Genomic DNA, 25,392 nt, shown 5'->3' with positions numbered 1-25,392 from the left:
CCCAGGGGTGGTCGGGGGAGCACTGCAGGGCGAAGTCGAGGGCGATCTCCAGGCCGAGGTCGCGGGCGCGGGCCACGAAGTCGTCGAAGTCCTCCAGGGTGCCCAGGTCCGGGTGGATGGCGTCGTGGCCGCCCTCGGGGGAGCCGATGGCCCAGGGGACGCCGACGTCGTCGGGGCCGGCGGAGAGGGTGTTGTCGGGGCCCTTGCGGAAGGTGGTGCCGATGGGGTGGATGGGCGGGAGGTAGACGACGTCGAAGCCCATCGCGGCGATCGCGGGCAGGCGGCGGGCGGCGGTGGTGAAGGTGCCGTGCGGCTGCTGGGGGGTGCCTTCGGAGCGGGGGAAGAACTCGTACCAGGAGCCGAACAGGGCCCGTTCGCGTTCGACCAGCAGGGGCAGCGGGTCCGACGCGGTGACCAGGTCCCGCAGTGGATACCGCCCCAACACCGCATCCACCTCGGGTGTCGACGCTGCGGCCAACCGCCAGGCGGCCGGGCGGCTCTCGTCCCGCAGCGCCTCCGCGGCCGCGAGGATCACCTGCTGTCCCTGACCCTCGGGTACGCCGGCCGCCGCACGCTCGTACAGCCGCGCGCCCTCCTCCACCACGAGGTCCGTGTCCATCCCGGCCGGGATCTTGATGTGGGCGTGGTGCCGCCAGGTGGCCACCGGATCGCCCCAGGCCTCGACCCGGTAGGTCCAGTGGCCGGGCGCACCGGCGGTGACGGTGGCGCCCCAGCGGTCGGTGCCGGGGGCGAGTTCGCGCATCGGCGTCCACGGGCCGGGACGGCCGTCGGGGTCGGTCAGGACGACATTGGCGGCGACGGCGTCATGGCCCTCGCGGAACACGGTCGCCGAGATCTCGAAGGTCTCTCCGGTCACCGCCTTCGCGGGCCTGCGCCCGTGCTGGACGATCGGGCGGACGTCGAGGACGGGTATGCGTCCGATGCCGCCGGCCGTGTCGCGCGCGGAGGGTCGCTCCGGGGCGGGCGGTCCGGTGTCGGCGGTGACGGCGCGGGGGACGGGGGGTGCTTCGGTGCGGGACGTCGGGGGTGAGGACGACTGGTGGTGCATGGCGGGCATGACCGCTCCTGTCCGCGTCAACGTGGGTGGGCGGATGGCTGTGGGGAGGTGGGTCCTGCGGGGTCCTGCGGGGTGTTGCGTGGTGTTTCCGGGGGTGCGCCCGGGGGCGCACGGGTGGGGTGTACCGCTGGAGCCTTCCCACCCTATTCGGGTGGGCAATCCGGCACTTTGTTAACTACTCACGCGTATGTCTACGCACAAGACCGGCCCCGTTCCTCAGGAACGGGGCCGGTGCCCGGACTTGGCCGTGAACAGACCGCTAGGAGCCCGGTACCTGCAGGAGTTTGTTCGGCGAGCCGAGCCCACGCCCGGAGACCTTGCCGGACACGGCCTGGGCCACCAGCGCCTTGGACACCTGCGCGGGCGACGCCTTGCGATGGTCGGCCAGATAGAGCGCGGCCACGCCCGCCACGTGCGGCGACGCCATCGACGTACCCGAGTAGGTCGCCTTGCCCGTGTTGCTCGCATACGACGCCGAGGTGATCCCGACGCCCGGGGCGAACAGGTCCAGGGCCGAGCCGAAGTTGGAGAAGCCCGCCCGCGCGTCCTTCATGTCGGTGGCGCCGACCGTGATGGCCTCCTTCACCGCCGCGGGGGAGTAGAGGCCGGCCGGCAGTCCGTCGTTGCCCGCCGCGACCGTGTAGGTGACGCCGGACGCGATGGAGTTGCGTACGGCCGCGTCCAGCTGCGTGTTTCGGTAGCCGCCGAGACTGACGTTGGCGACCGCCGGCTTCTTGGCGTGCCTGGTCACCCAGTCGATGCCCGCGATGACATCGGCGGTGGTGCCGGCGCCGGCGTTGTCGAGGACCCGTACCGAGACGACCTTGGCGTTCTTGGCGACGCCGTACTTGCCGCCCGCGATGGTGCCGGCGACATGGGTGCCGTGGCCGTTGCCGTCGCCCGCGGCCTTGTCGTCGCCGACGAAGTCCCAGCCGTGGCTCGCCCGGCCGCCGAAGTCCTTGTGCGAGATGCGGATGCCGGTGTCGATCACATAGACCGTCACCCCGGCGCCCGCGGACTCCGGCCAGGTGTAGCTGTTGTCCAGCGGCAGATTGGCCTGATCGATGCGGTCGAGTCCCCAGGACGGCGGGTTCTTCTGGTTGTGGTCCAGGGTCACGCGGGTGTCCTGGACGACCGAGGCGACCCTGGAGTCGGCCGCGAGCCGCTTGGCCTGTCTCTCGTCGGCCCGGATGGCGTAGCCGTTGAGAACCGTGCCGTAGGTGTGGCTTATTTTCGCCCCGTACTTCTCCGCGAGGCTCTTTCCTGCCGTCGACGGAGCCTTCGTTCCCCCCTTGAGTGTCACCACGTAACTGCCGCCGACGGAGCCGGGTTCTCCGGCGCCGAGTATCTGCCCCTCCGGTGCGGCGTGCGCGGGCATGCTGGTGGCCGAGAACGCGGCGACGCAGGTCACCGCGGTCAGACCACACGCCCAGCGCAGACGCCGTATGCGCGTCCGTGCCATGGTGTGAGTTCCCCTCCTCAACTCGGCGCACGGCGGCCCTGGATCGCCGGGTGCACCTGGCGTGGACCGGTGCGCCGATGTCACCCTCTCGTGAGGTGAGAAGTCGCCACAAGGACGCCTACGGGGGCGGAATCGGCCATATCGGCCATGGGGGATCTGTAAAGGTTGCGGCGATTTTCGGGCGTAGTGACCGTCGTGTGCCGTCGTGTGCCGTCGGGACGGGCCGGGGCGTGGAGTCGGCGGATGTGCTGCGAACTGTGGCGAAAGCGGGGCGGTGGCTCGGGCGGAGGTTTTATGATCGGCGCCCGAGGTGCCGCGACGAGTATGGGGGAGCCGGGGCGTGGAGTCGTACGTCGAGGATCCGGCAGACGGACAGGCCGCCGAGGAACTGGAGTTCCTCGTGCTGGACGACGCCGAGGAGGAACGTCGTGGCTTCGACAAGTCCGGCGGCCCACGGCGCGGCGGTGGCGGCGAGGACGGGGGCCGGGTGCGTCGCCGCAGCTTCAAACCGGCCGACCTGAACGTCCAGTTGAACCGCACCCTCAACGGCCTGAGGGATGCCTTCGACGGACTCCAGCAGGCCGGACCCGACGGCTGGGGCATCTCCGAGGTGCAGGTCTCCTGCCAGCTGACCGCCTCCGGCCAGCTCGTCGTCCTCGGCGTCGGATCGCAGGCCCAGCGCACCGGCGGCATCCTGCTGACGCTGACCCCGCGGCCGGCCGGCAGTGACGGCAGTGAGCGCTAGCGCGAGAGAGCGGCGGTTTCGTGCGCTGCTGATCGGCGTCGACCACTACAGCGACTCTGCCTTTCCGTCGATGTCGTTCATCACCGCGGAACTGCGGGGACTGGCCGACGCGTTGAAGGCGTCCGGGTACGACGAGGCGGAGGTCGTCGACGCCGACGAGCGCAACGGGACGGCGCTCAAGCAAGAAGTGGCGGGCTTCCTCTCGCGCGCCGTGCCGGGTGACCACCTGCTGCTCGTCCTGTCCGGGCACGGCTTCCACCAGGACGGCCTGGACTACCTGATCACCGGCCCCGCGCTCTGGGACTCCCTGGACTTCAAGGAGATGTGCCTGCCGATCGAGTTCGGCAAGTACCTCGTCCACCGGTGCGAGGCCGACCAGCTGGTGGTCGCGGTCGACGCCTGCCGGGTGGAGCTGGACGCCTACTCCAAGGCCGCCACCGACCGACTCGCCTGGGGCAAGGGCGCCATGGGCTACCGCGAGTCCGACGTCCTCGACTCTCCCCGGTACGCCCACGTCTACGCCTGCAACCGCTACGGCAAGGCGCAGTTCGGGCCCGCGGCCGACACCTCGCCCGGTGACGAGGCCAAGAAGTTCTCGTACTTCACCCGGGCCCTCACCGAGATCGCCCAGAACACCACGGCTCCCGGCTTCCTCGACGCCGTGGAGCCCCTGCTGGACGAGCGGGTCCGCGCGATCGCCCGCGAGAACCGGGTCCCCTCCGAACAGTGCGTCCAGGTCAACTACGCCACCGGCAGGGAAGACCTCCTGCTGTTTCCCGACCGGGGAACGGAGGCGAACCTCCAGTCACCGGAACACCTGTGGCAGGAGCAGGCCGTCAAGCACGAGGCGTGGCGGCGCGTCGTCTGCGAGCAACTCGACGAGGCACAGCGGGCCGAAGCCGTTGCGCAGGTACGGGACGCGGTCGCCCGGCTCGTGGGCCTGTGGGGGCGCGAGTCCGCCCCCGCCGACGCCTGGCTGGCCGGACAGGGCGACATCTGGCGGCCCGCGGGCAGCGAACACCGGATGAGCCGCGGCATCGAGAAGATGCTGCGGGACTCGGGCCCCGTCCCCGGGCCGGGCACCGGCGACCGGACCGCACCCGGCGTCGGCCTCAGCCTCACCGAGGCGGCCCTGCTGGTCGCGGGTCCCTTCCTGTACGCCGCCTTCGGCACCCGATACGCCTGGCTGGCCCGCGACCTGAGGCCATGGACCTTGGAGGAGGGAACCCCGGCCACCGCGATCCCGGGCTTCGCCGACCGGGTCGCCTTCGACCGGTACTGCGAAGGACACCTGTCGCTCCGGGACCGTGAGCGCCGAGCGCGGGAGCGCGGCCGGGACGACGAGGCCAGGGCGGTCGCCTGGTGGCTGGCCCGGCAGTGGCTGCTGCGGCTGCCCGCGACCCGGAAGGCCGTACGCCACTCCGGGCTCGCCGGTCTCGAAGTCCTGCCGGACGGGCCCGAGTTCGAGCCGTCGCTCGTCCGCGAGGTGCTGGCCCCCGCCCGGCTCCGGCGGCTCGTCAAGCTGATCGGCCTGGACCTGGAGCAGCCGGGGACACCCGAGCCGGAGACCGTCGCGGCGCTGGACGCCGCCGAGCATGTCGTCGACTGGCAGAAGACCGGCACACTGCTCACCGTCGCTCACCACATGGCCGTCGATCCGGTCCTGCTGTCCTCCCTGGTGGCCGAACACCTCGGCATCAGCGAGCCCGTCGACGGCCAGGCCTTCCGCGCGGCGCTGGACCGGCTGACCTGGCTGAGCGAGGCGCCGCGCCGGCGGGTGCTGTCCGTCGAATGCCCGCACGAGGCCGTCGAACTCGCTCTGGGCGAGCACATCGACGTGCTCGACCGCACCCTTCGCACCCTCCTGCACGGCCCGGTCGGCGAACGCGCCCTGACCTGGGGTGTCCCGGCCGTGCTCGGCGCGAGCAAGGTCAGGGCCGCCCCCGGCGAGGACGGTAAACCCCTGTACGACGCGGCCGACGTACGCTTCCGGCTCGACGGCGACCGGGTCCGCGACCTGCTCATGGGCGAACAGCTCTACCAGGACCGCACGCTGGCCCTGCGCGAGCTGTACCAGAACGCCCTGGACGCCTGCCGGTACCGCCAGGCCCGCACCGCCCTGTGGAACCTCGAACACCCCGACGACCAGGAAGACGACTGGAAGGGCGAGATCGTCTTCGTCCAGGGCGAGGAGGGCGGCCGCCGCTTCATCGAGTGCAGGGACAACGGCATCGGCATGGGCCGCCACGAGCTGCGCCACCTGTTCGCCTTCGCGGGCAGCCGGTTCGTGGAGGAGCGGGAGTACCTGGACGAGCGGGCCGAGTGGGACGCGGCGGATATCCCGTTCCATCCGAACAGCCGGTTCGGGATCGGCGTACTGAGCTATTTCATGCTCGCCGACGAGATCAAGGTGACGACCACCCGGCTCGGCAAGAACCTGCTGCCCGGCGAGGGCCTGGAGGTCACCATCGACGGGCCCGGGGCGTTGTTCCGGATCCGGCCGAAGGTGCGGCGGCAGGCGGGGACGACGGTGCGGCTGTATCTGCGCAATCCCGATGACGACGTGTCATGCGGTGAGGTCATGCGCAGGCATCTGTGGGTGTCGGACTTCGACGTGCGTGTGGAGGAGGGGGAGCGCGAGCCGTTGGTGTGGCGGCGCGGTGTTCTGTCGGAATACGTCAGGCCCACGCTGGCAGTGGAGTGGCGGGACCAGGACGCCGGAGACGGAGTGTGGTGGTGCCGCGGGCGTGGGGCGGTCCTCGCGGACGGGCTCTGGGCGGGGGAGCGCCGCTTCGGCTGCGTGGTCAACCTCACGGGGAAGCATGCGCCCAGGCTGCGGCTGGACCGCGGGGCGATGCTCGAAGACCACGAGAAGTACGTCGCCGACCTGCTCGTCGAGAAGATTCCGGTGTTGTTCGAGGCGGATGGAGGGGTGCTGTCCCTGGAGTGGCTGCACGGTCTGGTCATGGGCGAGATGTTGGATGGAGGCAGTCGGCTGGGCTTCTCAGGCAGCCCACCCGATGGCGGCCAGGGGCTGCTGGCCGATCAGATCGCCGCGCAGGCCGTGGCGCGAAGCCATCGCTTCTCGTTTCCCACGCCCGACGGGACCGTGATCGCGGACGCAGGTGCCGTCGGCTGCTGCCCTGGGGACCAGTTCCTACTGAGCCATACCCGGATGATCGGCGGAGCGCTGATCATCGAGTCGGAGGAATCCGGCCCGTTTGGCGAATGGCGGGCACGAGTCTGGGCTGCCGCGAACTCGGCGTCGGGGGTGCTGCCCCGCCTTCCCCTTCCTGTCGCGCGCCCCACGGACGAACCGCTCCTGAACGTGATCGAAGGGGTGGACAGCAGCCCTCTCCCCCCAGGCGCGGTGCTGAGTGCCGCCCGGTCGGCCGGAGTGGCTGTCCGGTACGCCGCGGACCGGTTGCGGGAATTCGGGCTGGAACTGCCCGACGACGCGGTTCTGCAACGGCTTGAAGACATCGAGGAGCTCCGCATCCTCACGCGTGACGGCAGTGGTGGCTCGGACTGGCTTCCGATGGGGGCGAGTCTGAGCGCCGAGATGCTCCTGGACAACTACGGGAGCCGCGACGGTATCCACGCCAGGGCACGTATCTTGGCAGGCTTGGGCTTTCAGGTGCCCGACCACGGGGAGCTCGCCGCATGGCTGGCGCGCGACCTCGAGAACCTGGCGAACCGGGTTCTCCGACGGGAGCTCAGCCCGACCGGCCCCGAGCTTCCGCGCGACCGGCCTGTGACGGTGTCTCACCTGATCCTCGCCCAGCGCGCCTTCCCCGGGGAGAAGGCGCGCATCGCCGAAGTGCTCACCGGCGCCGGATACCAACTCCCGAGTACGGTTCCCAGCCAGGTCGACGACCTCCACCTCGCGCTCATCAGCCGGGACGGCGACGGGGAGGCACCGTGGAACTCCGAGGACCAGAGCATCCCGCTGCATCACGTCCTAAGGGTCGCCCGTGCCCGTCGGATGGATGCGGAGAGCGTGATGCAGCGGCTTGCCGCCATGGGGATCACGCCGCCCGAGCTGCCCGATGCCGAGACGTCGCGGGTGTACGAGAGGCTCGTCGACGATGTGCTGAGCTTCTACAGAAAGGGCGAGTACAGCATCGTCGTCCTCCCGGCCGTCCTGCACCCCGCTGCCGTGCTGGCCTTGGCCTGGGACCACGACCTCCCTGATACCGAGATCGCCCGGCGACTGATCGACCTCGGCTACGAGGTGCCGGGACCAGGGCAACCGCGGGAGGCCCGCGACTATGCCGACCTGGTGCTGATGAGCCGCGGCCAGGACGGTCTGGAACCCTGGCTGGACACGGATCACCAGGTTCCCCGGCACCACGTCGTACGCGCCGCGCACACGCATCGGCTGACGCAAGAGGACGTCGTCGAGCGGCTGACGCGCTGCGGCTACGACGTCGCGCCCCCACCACCCGCCGGAGAGTGGACGCCGGGCGACGATGTGGCACTGCTCCGCCGGAGGTTTCAGGACTCCGACTGGCTCCACCCCACCAACCCCGTCCCCCTCACCCACATCCTCCGCTCAGCCCACCGCCTCAACCGCACGCCGACCGAGATCGCGCGCCGTCTGAAGCAACTCGGCCACACCCTCCCGCCCGATATCGAATTCACCGATCCGGAGCACACCGAAAGACCCTGATGCGCTACCGAGCCCGCCCCCACTGACCCCGTGGTAACCACTACCGTCGACACTGACGACGGGACGCACACCGCAGTGCGTCCCCTTCCACACGCCAGACGAGGTGGCAAGTGAAGGCGATCCGTCGATTCACCGTCCGACCCGTCCTCCCCGAACCGCTCCGGCCCCTCAGCGATCTCGCACGCAATCTGCGCTGGTCCTGGCACGCGGAGACCCGCGATCTCTTCCAGTCCGTCGACCCCGAGCACTGGGCGGCCTCGGGTCAGGACCCCGTACGGCTGCTGGGCAGCGTCCCTCCCGGGCGGCTCGCCGAGCTGGCCGAGGACGCCCCGTTTCTGGGCCGGTTGGTTGCGGTCGCCAGGGACCTCAACGACTACGTCACAGGCGAGCGCTGGTACCAGGGGCAGTCCGCCGAACTCCCCTACGCCGTCGCCTACTTCTCCCCCGAGTTCGGCATCACGGCCGCCCTGCCCCAGTACTCCGGCGGCCTCGGCATCCTGGCCGGCGACCACCTCAAGGCGGCCAGCGACCTCGGTGTCCCGCTCATCGGTGTCGGCCTGCTGTACCGGCACGGCTACTTCCGGCAGAGCCTGTCCCGGGACGGCTGGCAGCAGGAGCACTACCCGGTCCTGGACCCCAACGAGCTGCCGCTGACGCTCCTGAAGGAGCCCGACGGCACCCCCGCCCAGGTCTCCCTCGCCCTCCCCGGCGGCAAGTCGCTGCACGCCCGCGTCTGGCTCGCCCAGGTCGGCCGGGTGCCGCTGCTGATGCTCGACTCGGACGTCGAGGAGAACGACCTCGGCGAACGCGGCGTGACGGACCGGCTCTACGGCGGCGGCAGCGAGCACCGGCTGCTGCAGGAGATGCTGCTCGGCATAGGAGGGGTGCGGGCGGTCCGGACGTACTGTCGGCTGACCGGCCATCCCGACCCCGAGGTCTTCCACACCAACGAGGGCCATGCGGGCTTCCTGGGCCTGGAGCGCATCGCCGAACTGGCCTCAGAGGGGCTGGACTTCGACTCCGCGCTGGAGGCCGTCCGCGCCGGCACGGTCTTCACCACCCACACCCCCGTGCCGGCCGGCATCGACCGCTTCGACCGCGAGCTGGTCGCCCGGCACTTCGGCCCCGACGCCGAACTCCCGGGCATCGACGTCGAGCACATCCTCCAGCTCGGCATGGAGACCTACCCGGGCGGCGAGCCCAACCTGTTCAACATGGCCGTGATGGGCCTGCGCCTCGGCCAGCGCGCCAATGGCGTCTCGCTCCTGCACGGCAACGTCAGCCGCGAGATGTTCTCGGGTCTGTGGCCGGGCTTCGACCCCGACGAGGTGCCGATCACCTCCGTCACCAACGGCGTCCACGCCCCGACCTGGGTCGCCCCCGAGGTCTTCCGCCTGGGTGCCCGCCAGATCGGCGTCCAACGCACCGAGGACGCGCTGACCGTGGGCGGCTCGGACCGCTGGGACGCGGTCGGGGAGATCCCGGACCAGGACATCTGGGAGCTGCGCCGGAACCTGCGCGAGCAGCTGGTGACGGAGGTACGGCGGCGGCTGCACACCTCCTGGCGGCAACGCGGCGCCGGGACGGCCGAGTTGGGCTGGATCGACGGTGTGCTGGACCCGGACGTCCTGACGATCGGATTCGCGCGCCGCGTCCCGTCGTACAAGCGACTGACGCTGATGCTCAGGGACCGCGACCGCCTGATGGACCTCCTCCTGCACCCGGAGCGGCCCCTCCAGATCGTGGTGGCGGGCAAGGCACACCCGGCGGACGACGGCGGAAAGCGCCTGGTCCAGGAACTGGTGAGGTTCGCGGACGACCCGCGCGTACGGCACCGGATCGTGTTCCTCCCCGACTACGGGATGGCGATGGCGCAGAAGCTCTACCCGGGCTGCGACATCTGGCTGAACAACCCGCTGAGGCCACTGGAGGCCTGCGGAACCAGCGGCATGAAGGCGGCGCTGAACGGCTGTCTCAACCTCTCCGTCCTGGACGGCTGGTGGGACGAGTGGTTCCAGCCGGACTTCGGCTGGTCGATCCCGACGGCGGACGGCACCGGAACGGACCCGGACCACCGCGACGACATAGAGGCGGCGGCGCTGTACGACCTGCTGGAGCAGCGCGTCACCCCCCGCTTCTACGAGCGCGGCCAGGCCGGCCTCCCGGACCGCTGGATCGAGATGGTCCGCCAGACCCTCACCCTGCTCGGCCCGAAGGTCCTGGCGGGCCGGATGGTCCGCGAATACGTGGAGCGCCTCTACACCCCGGCCGCGCACGCGCATCGCGCGATGACGCCGGACGCGGCGCGTGAGCTGGCGGGGTGGAAGGCACGGGTGCGCTCGGCCTGGCACGGCGTCACGGTCGACCATGTCGAGACAACGGCGGCGACACCCACCGCCGAACTCGGGTCGACGCTCGGTCTCCGGGTGCGGGTGGGCCTGGGCGACCTGGGGCCGGAAGACGTGGAAGTGCAGGCCGTCTCGGGACGCGTCGACCCGGAGGACCGCATCGCCGACGCGTCGACGGTGCCGTTGAAGCCGGTGGGGAGTCCGGACGGGGAGGGGCGGTGGGTGTACGAGGGGCCGCTCGCCCTGGACCGGACCGGGCCGTACGGGTACACGGTCCGGATTCTGCCGGCGCATCGGCTGCTCGCGTCCGGGGCGGAGTTGGGGTTGGTGGCGGTGCCTTCTGAGGATGTGGGGGAGGCGGCGGGCGTCTTGATGCGGTAGCCGTCACGAGCTGTCGCGTACGGGCGGGCTCGGGCGTCCGGCGGTCCGGTGGTCCGGTGGTCCGGCGCTCAGAGCCTGTGACCAGACCCCTGTCGTCCGCCCGATCGGCGGGCGTCGCAGCGCAGGCGGGGGTTTGTTCACAGGCTCTCGGGCGTCCGGGGCCTGCCCAGGGCCGCCGTCAGCGCCATGGCGGCCAGCGCGAAGGCGCCCGCCGCGAGCATCGCCGGGCGGGGACCGGAGGCGTCGACGATCAGGCCGCCGATGAAGGAACCGACGCCGATGGCGCCGTTGAAGGCGGCCACGTACAGGGAGGAGGCGGCCTCGCTCTCCTCGGGGACGAGTCGCATCACCCAGGTCTGCAACGCGACCGGCAGCGCCGCGTACAGCACGCCCCAGCAGACCAGCAGCGTGATGGTCAGGGACAGGCCGGCGCCGCCCGCGTACATCACCGCCATGACCACGGCCAGCAGCCCGGTGCAGCCGATCACGCTCGTCCGCAGGGCCCGCCCGACCACCGCGCCCGCCGCGAAGTTCCCCACCAGCCCGGCGACGCCGAAGACCAGCAGCAGCACGCCGACGAGGGACGGCCTGACGCCGGTGACGTCCTCCAGGTAGGGGGCCACATAGGTGAAGGCCAGGAAGTGGCCGCTCATGATCAGTGCGGTGACGCCGACCGCCACGCGCAACGCCCGGTGCCGCAGCACATGGACGAGTGCGCCCAGGCTGCCGCTGCCCCGGGCCGGCAGCGAGGGCATGAACAGCAGCGCGGCGGCCAGGACGAGAAAGCCGAGGATCCCGACGCCCACGAAGGCCGCCTGCCAGCCGGCGGACTGACCGACGGCGGTGCCCAGCGGAGTTCCCGCCACGGAGGCGAGCGAGATGCCGCCGAGGACGACGGAGGTCGCGCGGACCGCGTGCCGCTCCGGGACCAGCCGTACGGCGATCGACGCGGCGATGGACCAGAACACACCGTGCGCCAGGGCCACGATGACGCGCGCCGCCAGCAGCAGTGCGTAGCCGGTGGCGGCGGCGGCCAGGAGGTTGCCGACGATGTAGACCAGCATCAGGCCGACGAGCAGCCACTTGCGGTCAACCCGCCCGGCCAGCGCGGTCAGTGGAGCGGCGGTCACCGCCGCCACCGCCGCGAACCCGCTGACCAGGAAGCCCGCGGTGCCCACCGACACCGACGTGCCGTCGGCGATGGCCGGGAGCAGCCCGATGGGCAGGGTCTCGGTGGTGACGAAGGAGAAGACGCCGAGGGCCAGCCCGACCACGGCGAGCCAGCCGCGCACCGCCGAGTGCCGGGGTGCGTCGACGGCCGCCCCGTCCGGGCCGGTTGGGGCAGTCGGGGCAGTCGGGGCGGCGTCGCCGGGGCGACTGCTGTTCTGATCGGTCGTGCTCTGGGACATCGTCGCTCCGGGGGAAATGAAAAAAGGGGGGGCTGCTCGCGGGCAGCACAAATGGCGCGGAGCTTTTTGTCAGCAGATCTGCGTCAGGGCGCAAAGAAGTCCGCAGGTGAAGTGTCGCGTGTGCGCGCCGCGCGGCGGAAGGGTCTCTCGATCATGGTGGTGGGACCACCAGTCGGCGGACTGTCAGTGCCTCACGCTGGGCTTGTGTGGCCTGGGTGGTGGCGTCCGGGGTGGTGCTGGCGCCAACTGGATAAACGCACCCCGGTAATTCTGCTGCCCCTCCAGTAGGTTTCGAGCGGCGTGCCGAATTTAGTTCATCGGCCTGTTCTTCCACCCCTCATCCCGCGAATCCCCCATTCCCTGAAGGAGCATGAATTGTCGACGGAGAAATCGCGTGCCCGGGTGACCCGCCTGAACACGCTGACCGGACTCCGCTTCCCCGCGGCGTTCGTGGTGTTCCTCTACCACGCCGCGCTTCTGGGGTTCCTGGGCATCCCCTGGCTGAGCAGCAGTTCGGCCGTGACCACCTACTACGGCGCCGTCGCCCATGTCGGGGCCCTCGGCGTGACCTTCTTCTTCGTGCTCAGCGGCTTCGTGCTGACCTGGTCGGCCCGGAAGACCGACACGGCGCCACGGTTCTGGCGGCGCCGCTTCCTCAAGATCGTCCCGAACTACGTCCTGGTCTGGGCGCTGGCCATGGTGGTGTTCGCCGCCCCTCACACGGACGTGACGGTCGGGGCGCTCAACCTGTTCCTGGTCCAGGTCTGGTACCCGGACTTCGCGATCAACTTCGGTGTGAACCCGGCCGGTTGGTCCCTGGCGGTCGAGGCCGTCTTCTACCTCTCCTTCCCGGTCCTGTTCCACGTGATCAAGAAGATCCCGGCGCACCGGCTGAACCTCTCGATCGCGGGTGTGGCCGCCGGGATCCTCGCGACGCCGTGGCTGTCCACGCTGCTGGTCCCGGCCGGCACGGTGTTCATGGACATGGAACCCGAGACCTCGGTGAACCAGTACTTCTTCTCCTACATCGTGCCGCTGCCCCGGGTGCTGGACTTCGCCCTCGGCATCCTCGTGGCCCGCTCGGTGATGGCGGGACGCTGGCGCAACATCGGCATGATCTGGTCCGGTGCGCTGCTCGCCGCGAGTTATGTCGTCGGCTACTTCACGCCGTACATCTACTCGTCGAGGGCCGTGTGTGTCGTCCCCGCCGCGCTGCTCATCGCCGCGGGTGCCATCGCGGACGACGAGGGCAGGTTCACGTTCTGCCGCAACCGCGTGATGGTCTGGCTCGGCGACATCTCGTTCGCCTTCTACCTGGTGCACTACACGGTGATCGTCGCCGTCTGGAAGACGCTCGGCAGCAAGTCGTACTCGAACACGGAGGCGGTCGCGCTGATGGCGCTGTGCCTCGGTGTCTCGATCCTGGCCTCGTGGGCGCTGTACGCCCTGGTCGAGCGGCCGATCACGCAGCGCTGGTCGAACCCGAGGAGGAAGCCGGTGGCGAGGGGGCCCGAGCCCGAGGCCGAGCCGGTGCCGCTTGCCGCGGGGCGCGTGGTCGAGGACTGAGAGAGCCGAGCGCCGGGACAGTCGTCCCCCTGTCGACGAGTGGGCCGCCTGTCCCGTCCGGCCGGAGCCGGGCGGGACAGGCGGCCCTTTCGTCTCTCGGCCGGCTCAGCCGGCGAGTCCGGCCGCGACGCGCAGCCCCGCGGGGGTGGAGACATAGCCGAAGAGGACGCCGCCGGGATCCACGGCGGCGGACTCGTCGAGGCCGCCGACATGGACCGGTACGAAACCGGCGTCGTGCACCAGGGTCTCGGTGACCCGCCGGGCGCCGGCGTCGTCGGACGCGATGCCCATGCCCCAGAAGTGCCGCTGCCGGGTGCCGCGCGACCACAGCAGTTCGTCCGGGAAGTGGGTGAACGCCCGGGCCACGGAACTGGCGGGCAGCCGCGCGGCGAGCCGGCTTCCCTGGGTGATGCCCGCATCGAGCTGCGACACGAACAGACCGTCCGGGGAGACACCGATCGGACTGGTGGCGTCGATCACGGTCTTTCCGGCCAGCCGGTCCGCCAGTTGGTCCAGCAGGTCGTCGAGGGCCGGGTGCGGGACGGACAGCAGGACGACGTCACTCGTCCGGGCCGCCTCTGCATACGTCGCGGAACGGGCCCGCTCGCCCAGCTCCTCGACGAAGGAGGCGAGTCGGTCCGGGTTCCGGGAGCCGAAGGTCACCGTGTGCCCGGCCGCGAGCCAGTGCCTGCCGAGCGGGCGGCCGATGTTTCCGGCGCCCAGGATGCCGATGGTCAGGGGCGTCGTCGTATCCGCCATCACGAACTCCTCGGTGTCTTAGGCGAGATGTCGCGGTCCGTGGTGATGTCGGGCCAGACCAGAGCGGTCGAACCCCAGGTCACGCCGCCGCCGAAGGCGCTCAGCAGGACGCGGTGGCCCGGTGCGAGCAGGCCGTCGGAGACGGCGTCGGCGAGCGCCAGCGGGATGGAGGCGGCGGAGGTGTTGCCCACGCGGTCGAGGTTGACGACCGTGCGTTCCTTGTCCATCCCGAGCTGATCGGCGACCGCGTGCAGGATGCGTACGTTCGCCTGGTGGCCGACGAACCAGTCCACGCTCTGAGCAGCCCAGCCGGCGCGGTCGAGCACTGCCTGGGACGACTCCGCCATGCGCGTGACGGCGTGCCGGAACACCGGCTTGCCCTGCATGCCGAAGTACGAGTCGGCCGGGCGCGGTCCGGGCTCGGCGGCCCCGGTGACCGGCTGCCGTGAACCGCCGCCCGGCACCATGATGAGATCCTTCAACGAACCGTCACTGCCGAGGTCGTGGGCCAGCAGCGCGCCCGGCTCGGAGGGGTCGCCGGCCCGCAGCACCACGGCTCCGGCACCGTCGCCGAAGATGACCGAGGTGGTGCGGTCGTCCGGGTTGAGGATCGTGGAGTACGTCTCCGCGCCGATGACCAGCACGCGTTCGGCGACACCGGCGGCGATGGCACCCGCGGCGCAGGCCAGTGCGTAGACGAACCCGCTGCACACGGCGGCCACGTCGTACGCCGCGACGGTCCGCAGGCCCAGCCGGGAGGCGACCTGGGGAGCCGTCGCCGGGCACGGGTGGTCCGGGGTGGTGGTGGCGAGGACCACCAGGTCGACGTCGGCCGAGCCGGCCGACTTCAGCGCGCGGGCGCCCGCCTCCACGGCCAGGTCGCTGGTGGCGGTCCCGGTGTCGGCCCAGTGCCGTTGCGCGATGCCCGTCCTGGTCCGGATCCATTCGTCCGAGGTGTCCATGGTCCGCGAGAGTTCCTCGTTGGTCACGACGCGGGGCGGGACGTAGGTGCCGAGCCCGGTGAGGACCGCCGCTGTGTTCATGCCGCCGCCTCCCTCGCCGGCGGCCGTGCGGAAAGTGCGCGTCTGGGAAGGGGGACATGCATCAAGGAAGCCTCCTTGGCTGCCGGTGGGGGCCGGTACGGGCAGCCGCGCCAGGCATGGTGGAAGGGCCGCCGCTGCTCGGTGGAGGGCGGCGGACGGGAGACGTCACCAGTGGGTCTGGTACGCGGTCACCGGACGCGGCTCGATACGAAGGGCGCGAGCGCCGGGCCGTCTCGAAGACGTACGCGGACTCGAAGACGTACGCCGTCTTGAAGACGTACGACGATTATCCGGCGGCGGACAGGTCCCTACCAGACGGTGTTGGCGCTGTGACTGCCCGCGGTGGTGGCACGACCACCACGATGGCCTCTACTGGCAGGCGCACGGGGGACCGGCGACGCCCGGCGGCAGGTACACCAGGAGTCGGGTGCAGGCGGCCTCGTCCAGGTCCATGGTGAACAGCACGAAGGGGCGAGGGCCGCCCTCGGGGTGGTTCAGCTCGACGGTCGTCGGCAGACACTGCTCGACTTCGTGGCGGGCCCAGAAGTCGGCGAACAGCTCGCTGTCCGAGGACAGTTGGTCCGCCATCTGCTCGTATCGGGGATCGTCGGGGACGTAGGAGGCCTGGAGCCGGAACCGGGCGGTCATCTTACGGGCGACCTGCGGCCGGTTCGGATACTGCCCGCCGTGGCTGCCGGTGAACAGGCTGGCCAGGAAGTTGTGGTTGCCGTCGTGGCCCAGGTGCAGCACATCGCGCGCGAGTTGGTTGACCGCGAGAACGTCCCAGTAGCGGTCGATGACGCACGACGGTCCTAATAACTGGGTGTCGACCATCCGTTGGAACATCTCGAGGTTCGGGTGTTCGGCCTCGGACACCGGCAGCGGCGGGTTGACGTCGGCCAGCCGGTACAGATGGACGCGTTCGAGTTCGCTCAGGCGCAGGGCCCGGCTGATCGCGTCGAGTATCCCGTCCGACACCTTGATGGGACGGCCCTGCTCCAGCCATGCGTACCAGGACGCGCTCACCCCGGCCAGGACCGCGACTTCCTCACGCCGGAGGCCGGCGCTGGCCCGCCTGCCGGTGGTGGTCAGCCCCACGTCCGAGGGGGAGAGCCCCGCACGCCGGCTGCGCAGGAAGTGGGTCAACTCGCTGCGACGCTTCTTCTTGCTGCCGGTGGTGGGTGGCACGTTCATGCCAGCCGACGGTAGAGCGCTCTCAACGCACTGTCAGCGGCGCGAATCACACTCCAGGTGGTTTGAAATATCGGACAGCGGTGAACCCCCGTTCAGGCCTCGACCGCCCCGAGTGCGCGCCTCAACTCCTCGAAGAACAGGTCCTTTTGCTCCCGGACGAAGAAGTGCCCGCCGGGCAGTGTGTGGAGGGCGAAGCGCGCGCTCGTGTGGACGCGCCAGGCCTCGGCGTCCGCCACGGTGACCAGCGGGTCGCGGTCGCCGATCATGACGTGGAGGGGGCAGGGCAGCGGCCGATGCCCCGACGGGGGCCGGCGGTGGGTGCCGCACACGCGCAGGTCCTCCCGGAGCTGGTCCACGACGGCCCGCATCCGTGCCGGGTTCTCGCGCAGCAGCCGGCCCGCTCCGCCCAGACCCAGCAGCAGATCCAGGGCCGCTTCGTCCGACGGTGCCACCTCCAGGGCGGGGGCGGGCGGCAGGTGCGGCGCGCGATGGGCCCCGGCCACGAAGCAGGCGGGCGCGCGCCGTCCCGCGGCGAGTTGACGCTGTGCCACACCGTGGGCGACCAGTGAACCCATGCTGTGGCCGTAGAAGGCGTAGGGACGGTCGAGGGCGGGGGCGAGTTGTCGGGTCACCTCGTCCACCAGGGCGTCCATCGTGCTCACGGCACCGGGTACGCCGGGTGCGCCGGCCGTCGGCGCCGACCGCGGCGGCATGGGTACCGGCACCACCTCCACACCGCTGCCGAGCCGGTGTCCCCAGCCCGCGAAGGACCAGGCGCTGCCGCCCGCGTGGTGGAAGCAGAAGAGCCGAAGCCGTGTGACCTCGCCCCGCGTCGGCGTGCCTGTCGTCGGGTTCGTGCCGGTGTTCGCCGTGGTCCGGAACATGCCCGTCAGTCTGCCGCCGAGGGTCGGCGGGAGGCAGTGTGTGCCGAACCGGGTGGTGCCAACACCATCACTGGCGCATTTGCGAGGGGAGAATTCAGGCCACGTTCCGGAGTTCGCCGAAAAGCGTTGGAAAAGGCTCTCTATAGAATTACTTGAAAGCTGTAGTTGCGATCGCGTTGTCTAGTCCAATACACTGCCGCTCGCTGCGGAACTATTCTCCAGTGCTTTCGGCAGGGTTCACCCGTCGGAGCCCTCCGGATTCCAGCGCAGCGTGGACGCTCGCAGCGCGGCGAGAATGTCGACGCCTAGAGAGGTCAGAGGAAAGAGGCCGATACATGCAGGTGACTGCATCCCCCCCAGTATCCGGACTTGTGCGGCGCGTCAAACTGCGTCACTTCTTACGTGCCCGCCGGGCGGAGATAACGCCCGAGGAAGTCGGGCTGGTGAGCGTGGAGCGAAGGCGCACTCCCGGACTGCGCCGGGAGGAGGTGGCGGCCCTGGCCGGGGTCGGCGTCTCCTGGTACACCTGGCTGGAACAGGGACGTGACATCAACGTCTCGGATGCGATCGTGAACGCGGTCAGCAACGCCCTGCGGCTCGAAGGCTGCGAGCGCGACTACTTCTACCGGCTGGCCGGTCACAACCCGCCGCAGCGCGCGGCGGGCAGGTACCAGGACGCCGTGCATGCGCGGATGTGCGAGCTCGTCGAGGGGTGGGCGGCCAATCCCGCCTACATCACCGACAGATACGGCCGTATCGAGTTGGCCAGTCGCTCGGCCCGCACGCTGTTCCGGCTCAGCGAGAGCGGTGACAGCTGTCTGGTGAAATTCTTCACCGAGTCGTCCGTGCGCGCGAAATACGCGAACCCCGACGAGGTCGGACGGGGTCTGGTCGCCCAGTTCCGGGTGCAGTCGGCCCGCTACTCGGAGGATCCGGAGTTCGGCCGCATCGCCGAATGGCTCTGTGAGCGCAGCGACCGGTTCGCCGAATTGTGGGACTCCCACGAGGTCGACGACCGGAGCCAGAACGTGCGCAGGATCGCCCACCCCCGGGTCGGCGTGATGGTCTTCAACCGCGTGACCATGCGGGTGCCGGAGCACCCCGAGTCGCTTCTGACGCTGTACCTCGCCCAGTCCGGGACGGACGCGCCCCAGCGGTCCCACGCCGAGGCGGCCTGAGCCGTACGCTGACGCGACGACAAACGCCGGTTCGGGACACCGGCGTGCTCGTCGTGTCCCACGGGGCCGCCGGGATCCGGGACCCCGTTTCCCTCGCTGGTGGTGTTCGCACCACCACGATGAGCAGACACTTCCTCCATGACGCCGCGCCTCCCACGATGAATGCGTGGGACACGGCGGAATTCCGGTCGCTCGGATTTCCCGCTCTTTCATGTGACGGCATTCCTGATGCGCGGAGGAAGAAGATGGATAACTCGATCGTCGGTCGTGTGGTCGCGGTGCTGGGTGAACTGACCCTGCCGACAACGGATGTCACGCCGGACACCACTTTCGACTCGATGGAGATCGACTCACTGCTTCTCGAAGAGCTGGCGCTGCGTTTGCAGAAGACCTTCGGCATCGAGATCGAGATGGGTGAACTCGTCCCCGAGCAGACCATCGCCGAAGCCGCCGCGGTACTCGCGTCCAAGGGCGTCACCGTAGTCTGACGGGCTTTGTGAGACGTTCGCACCGTGAATTCTCGCCATTCTCCCCACCCCCGCATTACCCCGACGCGACCGGCGGACCGTCGGCCGTGCCGTCCACCACGTCTCAAGCGAGAGGAAACACCCATGTCTTCCCCCCTGCTCGTGCTCAACGAAGTCGCCGCGGCCCCCGGCAAGGCGGACGGCGTCCTGGCCGAGTGGAGCGCCCTGAACCAGAAGGAGCCGGTGCCCGGGCGCACGCTGTACCGCAGCACGGACGACGACAACATCCTTGAGATCACCCCCGTCACGGACCTCGCGGAGCTGGGCGCTCTCAACGTGGTCTGGCACAAGCTCTGGGAGAGGGTGTCCGCGGACCTCGCCACGGATTTCCGGCGCCATCTGCTGGAGTTCGTCGAGGCGCCCAAGGACATCGCGGAACCGCTGCCCGGCACGCCGTATGTGCAGCTGCGGCACATCGAGGTGAAGCCGCGCGAGTACGCCGCCTACCGCGAGTGGCGCGAGAGCACCATCTTCGATGTCGTCCGGCGTGCGGACCAGGTGACCGCGTTCCTGGCCTACCACTCGCTGCTGAGCACCGAGCCGGGCGTGATGTTCGTGTCCGGCTTCGAGTGCGAGCCGGCCGAGTACCAGAAGGTCTTCACGTCGCCGGAATACCAGGAGATCGTCCAGCAGGCCGGCGACCGCTACATCGTGGGCGGCGAGAGCGGCCTGTACACCCGCGTCTACCGGCGCGCCGATGTCTGAGCCGGGCACGGTTGCCGGCCCGGTGGCGCCCGCCACCCCGAACCGCACGGAGACCCACGAGCTCAGTCTCACCACCCAGGGCCCGCTGTACCCGCCGAGCGAAGTCATGGACGGCGACGGCGACTTCGTGGTGGTGGGCATGATCAACCGGACCACCCCGGAGGGCGCGACCGTGCCCGAATGGGGCGCCGCGGTGGTCTCCCCGGACAGCCCCGTCCCCGAGTTCGGCACCCTCGCCCCGTACACGGTGGTGCGTGAACTGGACACCGACCCCGACGGGGCGGACCGCGACCTCGTCCTGTACACGCTGCCGCTGCCCCTGCCGTGCAACAACTACCCCATGCTGTTCGCGCCGGAGCAACTGCCCGACGCCGACCAGGTCAAGCGGCCGAGCCACGCCTTCCACGAGGTGCCCATCCCGGACCTGCGTGCCGAGGACGGACCCAAGGTCGTCGAACCGGTGACGTTCGGCGACTGGATGCGGGCGAGCGGAACCCTTCAGGTCGGGGTCACCGCGGACGGCCACTCGGGCACGTTCGACTTCGAGTTCTCCCGCCTCGTACCCCACAGCGTCTACACCGTCATGTCGTTGCGGGCCCACGACCTGGACCCCGCCGGACCGACCCGCCCCGGCCCGCTCGGCGTGCCGAACGTGTTCGTGACGGACGCGGACGGCTCCGGCCGGTACCACGCCACCATGCCGAACCCGTTCCCGGACCCGGACCTGCCCGGCGCCAACCGGATCATCAACGTGGTCGTGCTGTGGATGAGCTACCAGCGCAGCTACGGCGGCGCCATCGGGGAGTTCGGTCTCGGCGGCGACATCCACGCCCATCTCAAGCTGCGCGGCCCCTCCTTCCAGGAGCTGCGCACCAGCGGGGCCGCACGGCCCTGACGGACCACCAGCGCGCAATCCAGAGCACGAGAGAGCAACCCAGAGCACGAGAGAGGCCCCATGCCCATCATCTCCGTCACCACCTGGGACGGTCAGGACGACGCCCAGAGCCAGGAACTCCTGGAGGAACTGACCCGGACCGTCCGGCGGGTCACCGGAGCACCCCTGGACAAGATCACCGTCTACATCCAGGAGGTGCCCCGCAACCGCTGGGCGGAGGGCGGAGCCCTGGGCAGCGACCCGAAGTTCCCGGAACTGAGCCGGCGGCTCTCCGAGTAGCCCTCCGAGTAGCTCTCCGCGTAGCCCTCCGAGAAGGGAGAAGGCCGAATGCCCATGCCCCTTGAGACATCCAAGGGCACCGACGCCAAGCCGGACACGCTGTTCCTCGTGGGCGACGTGTTCGCCGAATTCGCCCACCACGAAGGCGTGCTGACCGTCTCCAGGCTGGCCCGCCGGATCAGGAACGGGACGTTTCCCGAGGCTCCCGAGGCCCCCGAGAACGCCGACACCGACGAGATCCGGGTGACGCTCGGCCAGGGCGTCTCCCCGTTCGACGTCCAGTTCGTCCGCGACACCCTCGCCCGGCGCGGCCTCGCCGACCGCGTCGTCATCGACGACCGGACCCTGCACGAGCGCGCGGGCCGGGAGATCGCGCACAAACACCGCCAGGAGAACGTGCTGATCTCCCGGCCCCGCACGGTCGGCGCCGACCGCTTCGAGGCCGACCTGCTGGTGGACGCCGGCAACGAGGTGATGTCCGACCACCTCACCGGTGAGCACATGCAGGGAATGCTCGCCATGGAAGCCGGGCGGCAGATGTTCATCGCGGTGGCCGAGCAGTTCTACCTGCCGCCCGAGGCGGTCGGCAACAGCTACTTCGTCATCGACAGCTTCGCCACCCGGTACCGCAACTTCCTCTTCCCGCTCCCGGCGGTGGTGCGGTGCGACGTCCTGTCCCACCGCTCCCCGCACCGCACCCGCACGACGTTCCACTGCGAGATCGCCGTGAGCCAGAGCGGATCGGACACCGCGGCCATGGAGGTCCGGTTCACCGCCTTCGACAACCACCTCTCCCATGCCAAGGAGACACGGGCGGCTGCGCACGCCCTGGAGGCCGCCACGGCACTGGCGGCGGCGACCGCCGCGGCGGACCCGGCCAAGACAGCCGTCCGAACGTCGTGACCACGACGGACGGCTGCGCCTGAAACGGCGGCCCGTGTGCGGCGGGCCGCCGACCGTCGTGACAAGGAGGACCCGGCACATGACAGACCCGCAACGCCCGTTATTGCAACGTCCCTTATTGGTCTTCAGCGACGTCGACGAGACGCTGATCAACGTCAAGAGCATGTTCGACTTCCTCCACTACCGACTGGTGCGCCGGCACGGCACGGCCGGCGAGGAGGAATACGAGCGGATCATGGCCGTGATCCGCCGGCGCGCCGCCGACGGAACGCCCCGCGAGGACATCAACCGCTTCTACTACCGCCACTACACGGGCGAGTCCGTGGCGGAGATCAAGAGCCTGGCCGACGACTGGTTCACCGAGCGCTCCGCCTCCACCCGGGGCTTCTACATCGACTCCACCCGCGCGGCCCTGCGCGCCCACCGGGCCGAGGGCGCCACGATCGTCCTGGTGTCCGGCTCGTTCCCGCCCCTGCTGGAGCCGCTGGCACGCGAGGTGGGGGCCGACGCCGTCCTGTGCACCCGCCCGCGGATCGCGGCCGGCGCCTACACCGGGGAGGTCGACACCCCTGTCATCGGGGAGGGCAAACGGGCCGCGGTACTCGGGCAGTTGGCGGCCAGACCCGACGTCGACCCCCTCGACTGCTACGCCTACGGCGACCACATCTCCGACCTGCCGATGCTGGAACTCGTGGGGCACCCCGTGGTCGTCGGGGACGACACCGAGCTGCGTGACCGACTGGCGGACCGTGCCGCGCGGCTGTCCGGGACCGGGCGGGCCTCGTGAGCGAGCGCCCGTTCCACGTGCTGCTGGGGCCCGACGGGGCCGGCAAGTCCTCGGTCATGGGACACCTCGCGCGCCAGCTGCCCGAGTGGCGGATGGTGTCGACGGACAGCGCCTTCGTCGCCCCCGAGCACGCGCTGATCCCCCGGCTGCGGAGGGACCTCACGGACCGGCTGCTGCCGGGCCTCGGCACCGCCTACTCCGTGGACTTCCTGGCCAGCGTGCTCCAGACGGCCGTCGTCCACCTCAGGGACCAGGTCCGCGACAGCGACCCCGGCGTGCCCATGCTCGTCGACTCCTACTATTACAAGATCCTGGCGAAGTGCCGGCTGGCCGGCGTCCAGGACAGCCGTATGTACTCCTGGTGGCGAGCCTTCCCCCGGCCCAGCCGGGTGGTCTTCCTCGACGTCCCGCCCGAGACCGCGTGGCGCCGCCGGGGCGCCGGAGCGGAGCTCAACGCCCTGGAGCACGACGGCGCCGACGGCGACTGGGCGGGCTTCGAGCGCTACCAGAAGAACCTGCGCAAGCTGCTCCTGGAGGAGATCCGGGACCTGCCGGTGACCATGCTCCCCGAACACACCGGAGTCGACCGCGCCGCCCGAGCGGTACGGGAGGTGCTGGCCGCGTGAGGGCACCCGCCGACACCCCCGCGCCCGCCGGCGCCCTCGCCCCCGCTTCCGTGTGGCACACCCCGGGCCACCCCGGCCGCTACCGCGAGCGGGTCCTCGCCGCACGCGAGCGGCTGGCCGGCGACCACGCCGACCTGTGCGGCGCGCAACAGCGCGTCCTCGCCGACCTGCTGGAGTTCAACGCCGGCACCGAGTTCGGGCGGCAGCACGGCTTCGGCCGCATCCGTACGATCGACGACTTCCGCAAGGCGGTCCCGGTGCGGGACTACGCCGCCCACGCCCCGCTGATCGAGCGGACCGCCGCCGGGGAGCGGAACCTGCTGTCGGCCGACGCCCCCGCGGTGTACTTCACCAGCAGCGGCAGCACCGGAGCGCACAAGAAGATCCCGGTCACCCCGCGCTTCATGAGCACGACGTTCATGCCGTTCTACTTCGCCGCGTGGGCCCCGCTGATCGAGCACTTCCCGGAGGTGCTGGACCGGCCCGACGCCGTCCTCAACCTCAAGCACGATCCGCTGACCACCCCGCCCACCACAGCCGACGGCCACCCCCATGTGGGCGCCAGCCAGGTGGACTTCGGCGCCAGGTTCGGCGAACCGCTCTCCGCCGAGCCCGGCACCGGCGCGCCCTGGGCGACCCTGCCGGTGCCGACCGAGCCCGGTGACCACCTGGAACGGGCGTATCTGCGGCTGCGGCTCGCGGTGCAGAGCGATGTGCGGTGTCTGATAGGCATCAACCCGGCGATGATCGCCGCCGTCCCGTACCAGCTGAACCTGTGGTGGCCACGGATCGTGCGGGAGGTCCGCGACGGCACCCTCGGCGGCCTGCCCCACCGCGCCCCGGACCCCGACCGCGCCGCCGAACTCCAGCGGCTGGCCGACTACTTCGGGACCGTACGCCCCGCCCATGTGTGGCCCCGCCTCCGCGCGCTGTTCTGCTGGACGACCGGCGTGGCGTCCCTGTATCTGCCCGCGCTGCGCGAGGAGTTCGGCACCGGGGTCACCGCGCTGCCCGCGCCCGTGGCCGCCTCGGAGGGGCCGGTCGGCGTGGCGCTGGACCGGCACCCCGCGGCGGGCGGTCTCGTCGCGTCGGCCTCGGTGTACGAGTTCGTGCCCGCCGAGCGGGATCTCGCCCCGGACAGCGAGACCCTGCTGCCGCACGAACTGGAGGCGGGCCGGGACTACCACGTGCTCTTCAGCCATGTCGGCGGCCTTTACCGGTACGCCGTGGGCGATGTGGTCCGGGTCGTGGACCGGGCCGGGGGAGTGCCCCGGGTGGAGTACGCGGGCCGGGGCGGCCGTTCCGACGCGGCGGGGGAGCGGCTGCGCGACGCCCAGGTGGTCCGGGCCCTGCGCACCGCCCTGGGCCGCGGCGGGCTCGCGCTGCGCAATGTGGCGTGCCGGGTGGAGACGGCAGGCGACGGCACCCCGCGCTATCGCTTCGCGATCGCTCCCCGCACCCCCTGGCACGCCGCCGAGACGGGCCGCTTCACCGCTGCCCTGGACCTCTGCCTGGCGGCGGAGTCCGACGAGTACGCCCGGGTCAGGGCGGCGGGCCGGCTAGCCGCCCCCGCGGTGAGCCTGTTGGACGCCGAGGCGTTCACCCGCGACTGGCACGCCGCGGTCGCCACGGGCATCCGCCCGACCCAGGTCAAGGACCGCCTCTTCCGCCGGGACGACGACCTCTGGCACCGCCTGACCGCCCCGCCTACCGGTTGACCGCCTGGCTCCCTCCCACCGACCGGTTGACCGCCCCTGACTTCCCCCCCCCGCCGCCTACCGGCTTGGCTGCCCCTGGTTCCCCTGCCGCCTACTGGCTGACCGCTGCTGGCCCCGCCTACCGGCTTGGCCGTCCCTGACTTTCCCCCCCCGCCTACCGGCTTGACCGCCGCTGACTTCCCCCGCCGCCTACTGGCTGGCCGCCCCGGCTTGCCGCCTCTTGGCCGTCCCTG

At 70.7% G+C, this 25,392-nt stretch carries 20 protein-coding genes; 13 read left to right on the top strand and 7 right to left on the bottom strand.

The window, feature by feature from the left end:
* On the bottom strand, window positions 1-1,078 hold a 1,078-nt coding region (locus tag BLU79_RS46970; RefSeq protein WP_143052609.1), incomplete at its 3' end, for a maltotransferase domain-containing protein.
* Between the two features lie 259 nt (window positions 1,079-1,337).
* Window positions 1,338-2,540 (bottom strand): S8 family peptidase, encoded by a 1,203-nt coding sequence (locus BLU79_RS46965; protein ID WP_093912190.1) that lies wholly within the window; start codon window positions 2,538-2,540, stop codon window positions 1,338-1,340.
* A 340-nt stretch (window positions 2,541-2,880) separates the two neighbouring features.
* Here BLU79_RS46965 and BLU79_RS46960 point away from each other — a divergent pair, with 340 nt between their 5' ends.
* The 3 genes from BLU79_RS46960 (at window position 2,881) to BLU79_RS46950 (ending at window position 10,686) form a co-directional block, all read left to right on the top strand.
* Complete coding sequence (locus tag BLU79_RS46960) at window positions 2,881-3,285, top strand: Pepco domain-containing protein (RefSeq protein ID WP_093912189.1); 405 nt, start codon at window positions 2,881-2,883, stop codon at window positions 3,283-3,285.
* Window positions 3,286-3,355: 70 nt separating this feature from the next.
* Window positions 3,356-7,957 carry a wHTH domain-containing protein gene (locus tag BLU79_RS46955; RefSeq protein ID WP_371132094.1) on the top strand — a complete coding sequence of 1,534 codons (4,602 nt, stop codon included), beginning with the start codon at window positions 3,356-3,358 and terminating at the stop codon, window positions 7,955-7,957.
* A gap of 110 nt (window positions 7,958-8,067) precedes the next feature.
* The gene (locus tag BLU79_RS46950) at window positions 8,068-10,686 is read left to right on the top strand and encodes a glycosyltransferase family 1 protein (RefSeq protein WP_093912187.1); all 2,619 of its coding nucleotides are present in this window, start codon (window positions 8,068-8,070) and stop codon (window positions 10,684-10,686) included.
* Between the two features lie 137 nt (window positions 10,687-10,823).
* Here BLU79_RS46950 and BLU79_RS46945 read toward each other — a convergent pair whose 3' ends face one another.
* Entirely contained in the window at window positions 10,824-12,095 is a 1,272-nt protein-coding gene (locus BLU79_RS46945; protein ID WP_093912186.1) for an MFS transporter, read from the bottom strand.
* 375 nt (window positions 12,096-12,470) lie between these two features.
* Between BLU79_RS46945 and BLU79_RS46940 the strand changes: the two genes are divergently transcribed.
* Entirely contained in the window at window positions 12,471-13,661 is a 1,191-nt protein-coding gene (locus BLU79_RS46940; RefSeq protein WP_093912185.1) for an acyltransferase family protein, read from the top strand.
* A 105-nt stretch (window positions 13,662-13,766) separates the two neighbouring features.
* On the opposite strand, the gene BLU79_RS46935 is transcribed toward BLU79_RS46940, so the two are convergent.
* From BLU79_RS46935 to BLU79_RS46920, 4 genes are all read right to left on the bottom strand, one after another.
* Window positions 13,767-14,420, bottom strand: a complete 654-nt coding sequence (locus BLU79_RS46935; RefSeq protein ID WP_093912184.1) for an NADPH-dependent F420 reductase — start codon at window positions 14,418-14,420, stop codon at window positions 13,767-13,769.
* Complete coding sequence (locus tag BLU79_RS46930) at window positions 14,420-15,463, bottom strand: beta-ketoacyl-ACP synthase III (protein WP_093912183.1); 1,044 nt, start codon at window positions 15,461-15,463, stop codon at window positions 14,420-14,422. The genes BLU79_RS46935 and BLU79_RS46930 overlap by 1 nt, the downstream gene beginning before the upstream one ends.
* Before the next feature lie 369 nt (window positions 15,464-15,832).
* A complete protein-coding gene (locus BLU79_RS46925) occupies window positions 15,833-16,657 on the bottom strand; it encodes a helix-turn-helix transcriptional regulator (RefSeq protein WP_093912182.1) in 825 nt (274 codons plus the stop codon).
* 92 nt (window positions 16,658-16,749) lie between these two features.
* On the bottom strand, window positions 16,750-17,541 hold the full coding sequence (locus BLU79_RS46920) for a thioesterase II family protein (protein ID WP_093912181.1): 792 nt from the start codon (window positions 17,539-17,541) through the stop codon (window positions 16,750-16,752).
* Window positions 17,542-17,876: 335 nt separating this feature from the next.
* On the opposite strand from BLU79_RS46920, the gene BLU79_RS46915 reads away from it, so the two are divergent.
* The 9 genes from BLU79_RS46915 (at window position 17,877) to BLU79_RS46875 (ending at window position 25,159) form a co-directional block, all read left to right on the top strand.
* The gene (locus tag BLU79_RS46915) at window positions 17,877-18,719 is read left to right on the top strand and encodes a helix-turn-helix transcriptional regulator (protein WP_093912180.1); all 843 of its coding nucleotides are present in this window, start codon (window positions 17,877-17,879) and stop codon (window positions 18,717-18,719) included.
* Between the two features lie 119 nt (window positions 18,720-18,838).
* Window positions 18,839-19,207 carry a phosphopantetheine-binding protein gene (locus BLU79_RS46910; protein ID WP_256333770.1) on the top strand — a complete coding sequence of 123 codons (369 nt, stop codon included), beginning with the start codon at window positions 18,839-18,841 and terminating at the stop codon, window positions 19,205-19,207.
* A 123-nt stretch (window positions 19,208-19,330) separates the two neighbouring features.
* On the top strand, window positions 19,331-19,951 hold the full coding sequence (locus BLU79_RS46905; RefSeq protein WP_093912178.1) for a hypothetical protein: 621 nt from the start codon (window positions 19,331-19,333) through the stop codon (window positions 19,949-19,951).
* Entirely contained in the window at window positions 19,944-20,846 is a 903-nt protein-coding gene (locus BLU79_RS46900; RefSeq protein WP_093912177.1) for a hypothetical protein, read from the top strand. The genes BLU79_RS46905 and BLU79_RS46900 overlap by 8 nt, the downstream gene beginning before the upstream one ends.
* A gap of 60 nt (window positions 20,847-20,906) precedes the next feature.
* Complete coding sequence (locus BLU79_RS46895; RefSeq protein WP_093771453.1) at window positions 20,907-21,125, top strand: tautomerase family protein; 219 nt, start codon at window positions 20,907-20,909, stop codon at window positions 21,123-21,125.
* 54 nt (window positions 21,126-21,179) lie between these two features.
* Entirely contained in the window at window positions 21,180-22,028 is an 849-nt protein-coding gene (locus BLU79_RS46890) for an AfsA-related hotdog domain-containing protein (protein WP_093912192.1), read from the top strand.
* 118 nt (window positions 22,029-22,146) lie between these two features.
* Window positions 22,147-22,815, top strand: a complete 669-nt coding sequence (locus BLU79_RS46885) for an HAD family hydrolase (protein WP_371132093.1) — start codon at window positions 22,147-22,149, stop codon at window positions 22,813-22,815.
* Entirely contained in the window at window positions 22,812-23,441 is a 630-nt protein-coding gene (locus tag BLU79_RS46880; protein ID WP_093912175.1) for a hypothetical protein, read from the top strand. Before BLU79_RS46885 ends, BLU79_RS46880 begins: the two co-directional genes overlap by 4 nt.
* The gene (locus BLU79_RS46875) at window positions 23,438-25,159 is read left to right on the top strand and encodes a GH3 family acyl-acid amido synthetase (protein ID WP_371132091.1); all 1,722 of its coding nucleotides are present in this window, start codon (window positions 23,438-23,440) and stop codon (window positions 25,157-25,159) included. The genes BLU79_RS46880 and BLU79_RS46875 overlap by 4 nt, the downstream gene beginning before the upstream one ends.
* Window positions 25,160-25,392: the final 233 nt, after the last annotated feature.

The sequence above is a fragment of the Streptomyces sp. cf386 genome, assembly GCF_900103585.1.
Taxonomy (GTDB): Bacteria; Actinomycetota; Actinomycetes; order Streptomycetales; family Streptomycetaceae; genus Streptomyces.
The sequence above is the reverse complement of the archived record's forward strand: the minus strand, read 5'-3'. Positions and strand labels throughout refer to the sequence as shown.

Excerpts from the sequence above, each read along its gene's own strand:
- BLU79_RS46965 (WP_093912190.1), bottom strand. The coding sequence starts at position 2,540 with ATGGCACGGACGCGCATACGGCGTCTGCGCTGGGCGTGTGGTCTGACC.
- BLU79_RS46955 (WP_371132094.1), top strand. The coding sequence starts at position 3,356 with ATGTCGTTCATCACCGCGGAACTGCGGGGACTGGCCGACGCGTTGAAG.
- BLU79_RS46945 (WP_093912186.1), bottom strand. The coding sequence starts at position 12,095 with ATGTCCCAGAGCACGACCGATCAGAACAGCAGTCGCCCCGGCGACGCC.
- BLU79_RS46935 (WP_093912184.1), bottom strand. The coding sequence starts at position 14,420 with ATGGCGGATACGACGACGCCCCTGACCATCGGCATCCTGGGCGCCGGA.
- BLU79_RS46930 (WP_093912183.1), bottom strand. The coding sequence starts at position 15,463 with ATGAACACAGCGGCGGTCCTCACCGGGCTCGGCACCTACGTCCCGCCC.
- BLU79_RS46925 (WP_093912182.1), bottom strand. The coding sequence starts at position 16,657 with ATGAACGTGCCACCCACCACCGGCAGCAAGAAGAAGCGTCGCAGCGAG.
- BLU79_RS46920 (WP_093912181.1), bottom strand. The coding sequence starts at position 17,541 with ATGTTCCGGACCACGGCGAACACCGGCACGAACCCGACGACAGGCACG.
- BLU79_RS46915 (WP_093912180.1), top strand. The coding sequence starts at position 17,877 with ATGCAGGTGACTGCATCCCCCCCAGTATCCGGACTTGTGCGGCGCGTC.
- BLU79_RS46910 (WP_256333770.1), top strand. The coding sequence starts at position 18,839 with ATGAGCAGACACTTCCTCCATGACGCCGCGCCTCCCACGATGAATGCG.
- BLU79_RS46905 (WP_093912178.1), top strand. The coding sequence starts at position 19,331 with ATGTCTTCCCCCCTGCTCGTGCTCAACGAAGTCGCCGCGGCCCCCGGC.
- BLU79_RS46900 (WP_093912177.1), top strand. The coding sequence starts at position 19,944 with ATGTCTGAGCCGGGCACGGTTGCCGGCCCGGTGGCGCCCGCCACCCCG.
- BLU79_RS46895 (WP_093771453.1), top strand. The coding sequence starts at position 20,907 with ATGCCCATCATCTCCGTCACCACCTGGGACGGTCAGGACGACGCCCAG.
- BLU79_RS46890 (WP_093912192.1), top strand. The coding sequence starts at position 21,180 with ATGCCCCTTGAGACATCCAAGGGCACCGACGCCAAGCCGGACACGCTG.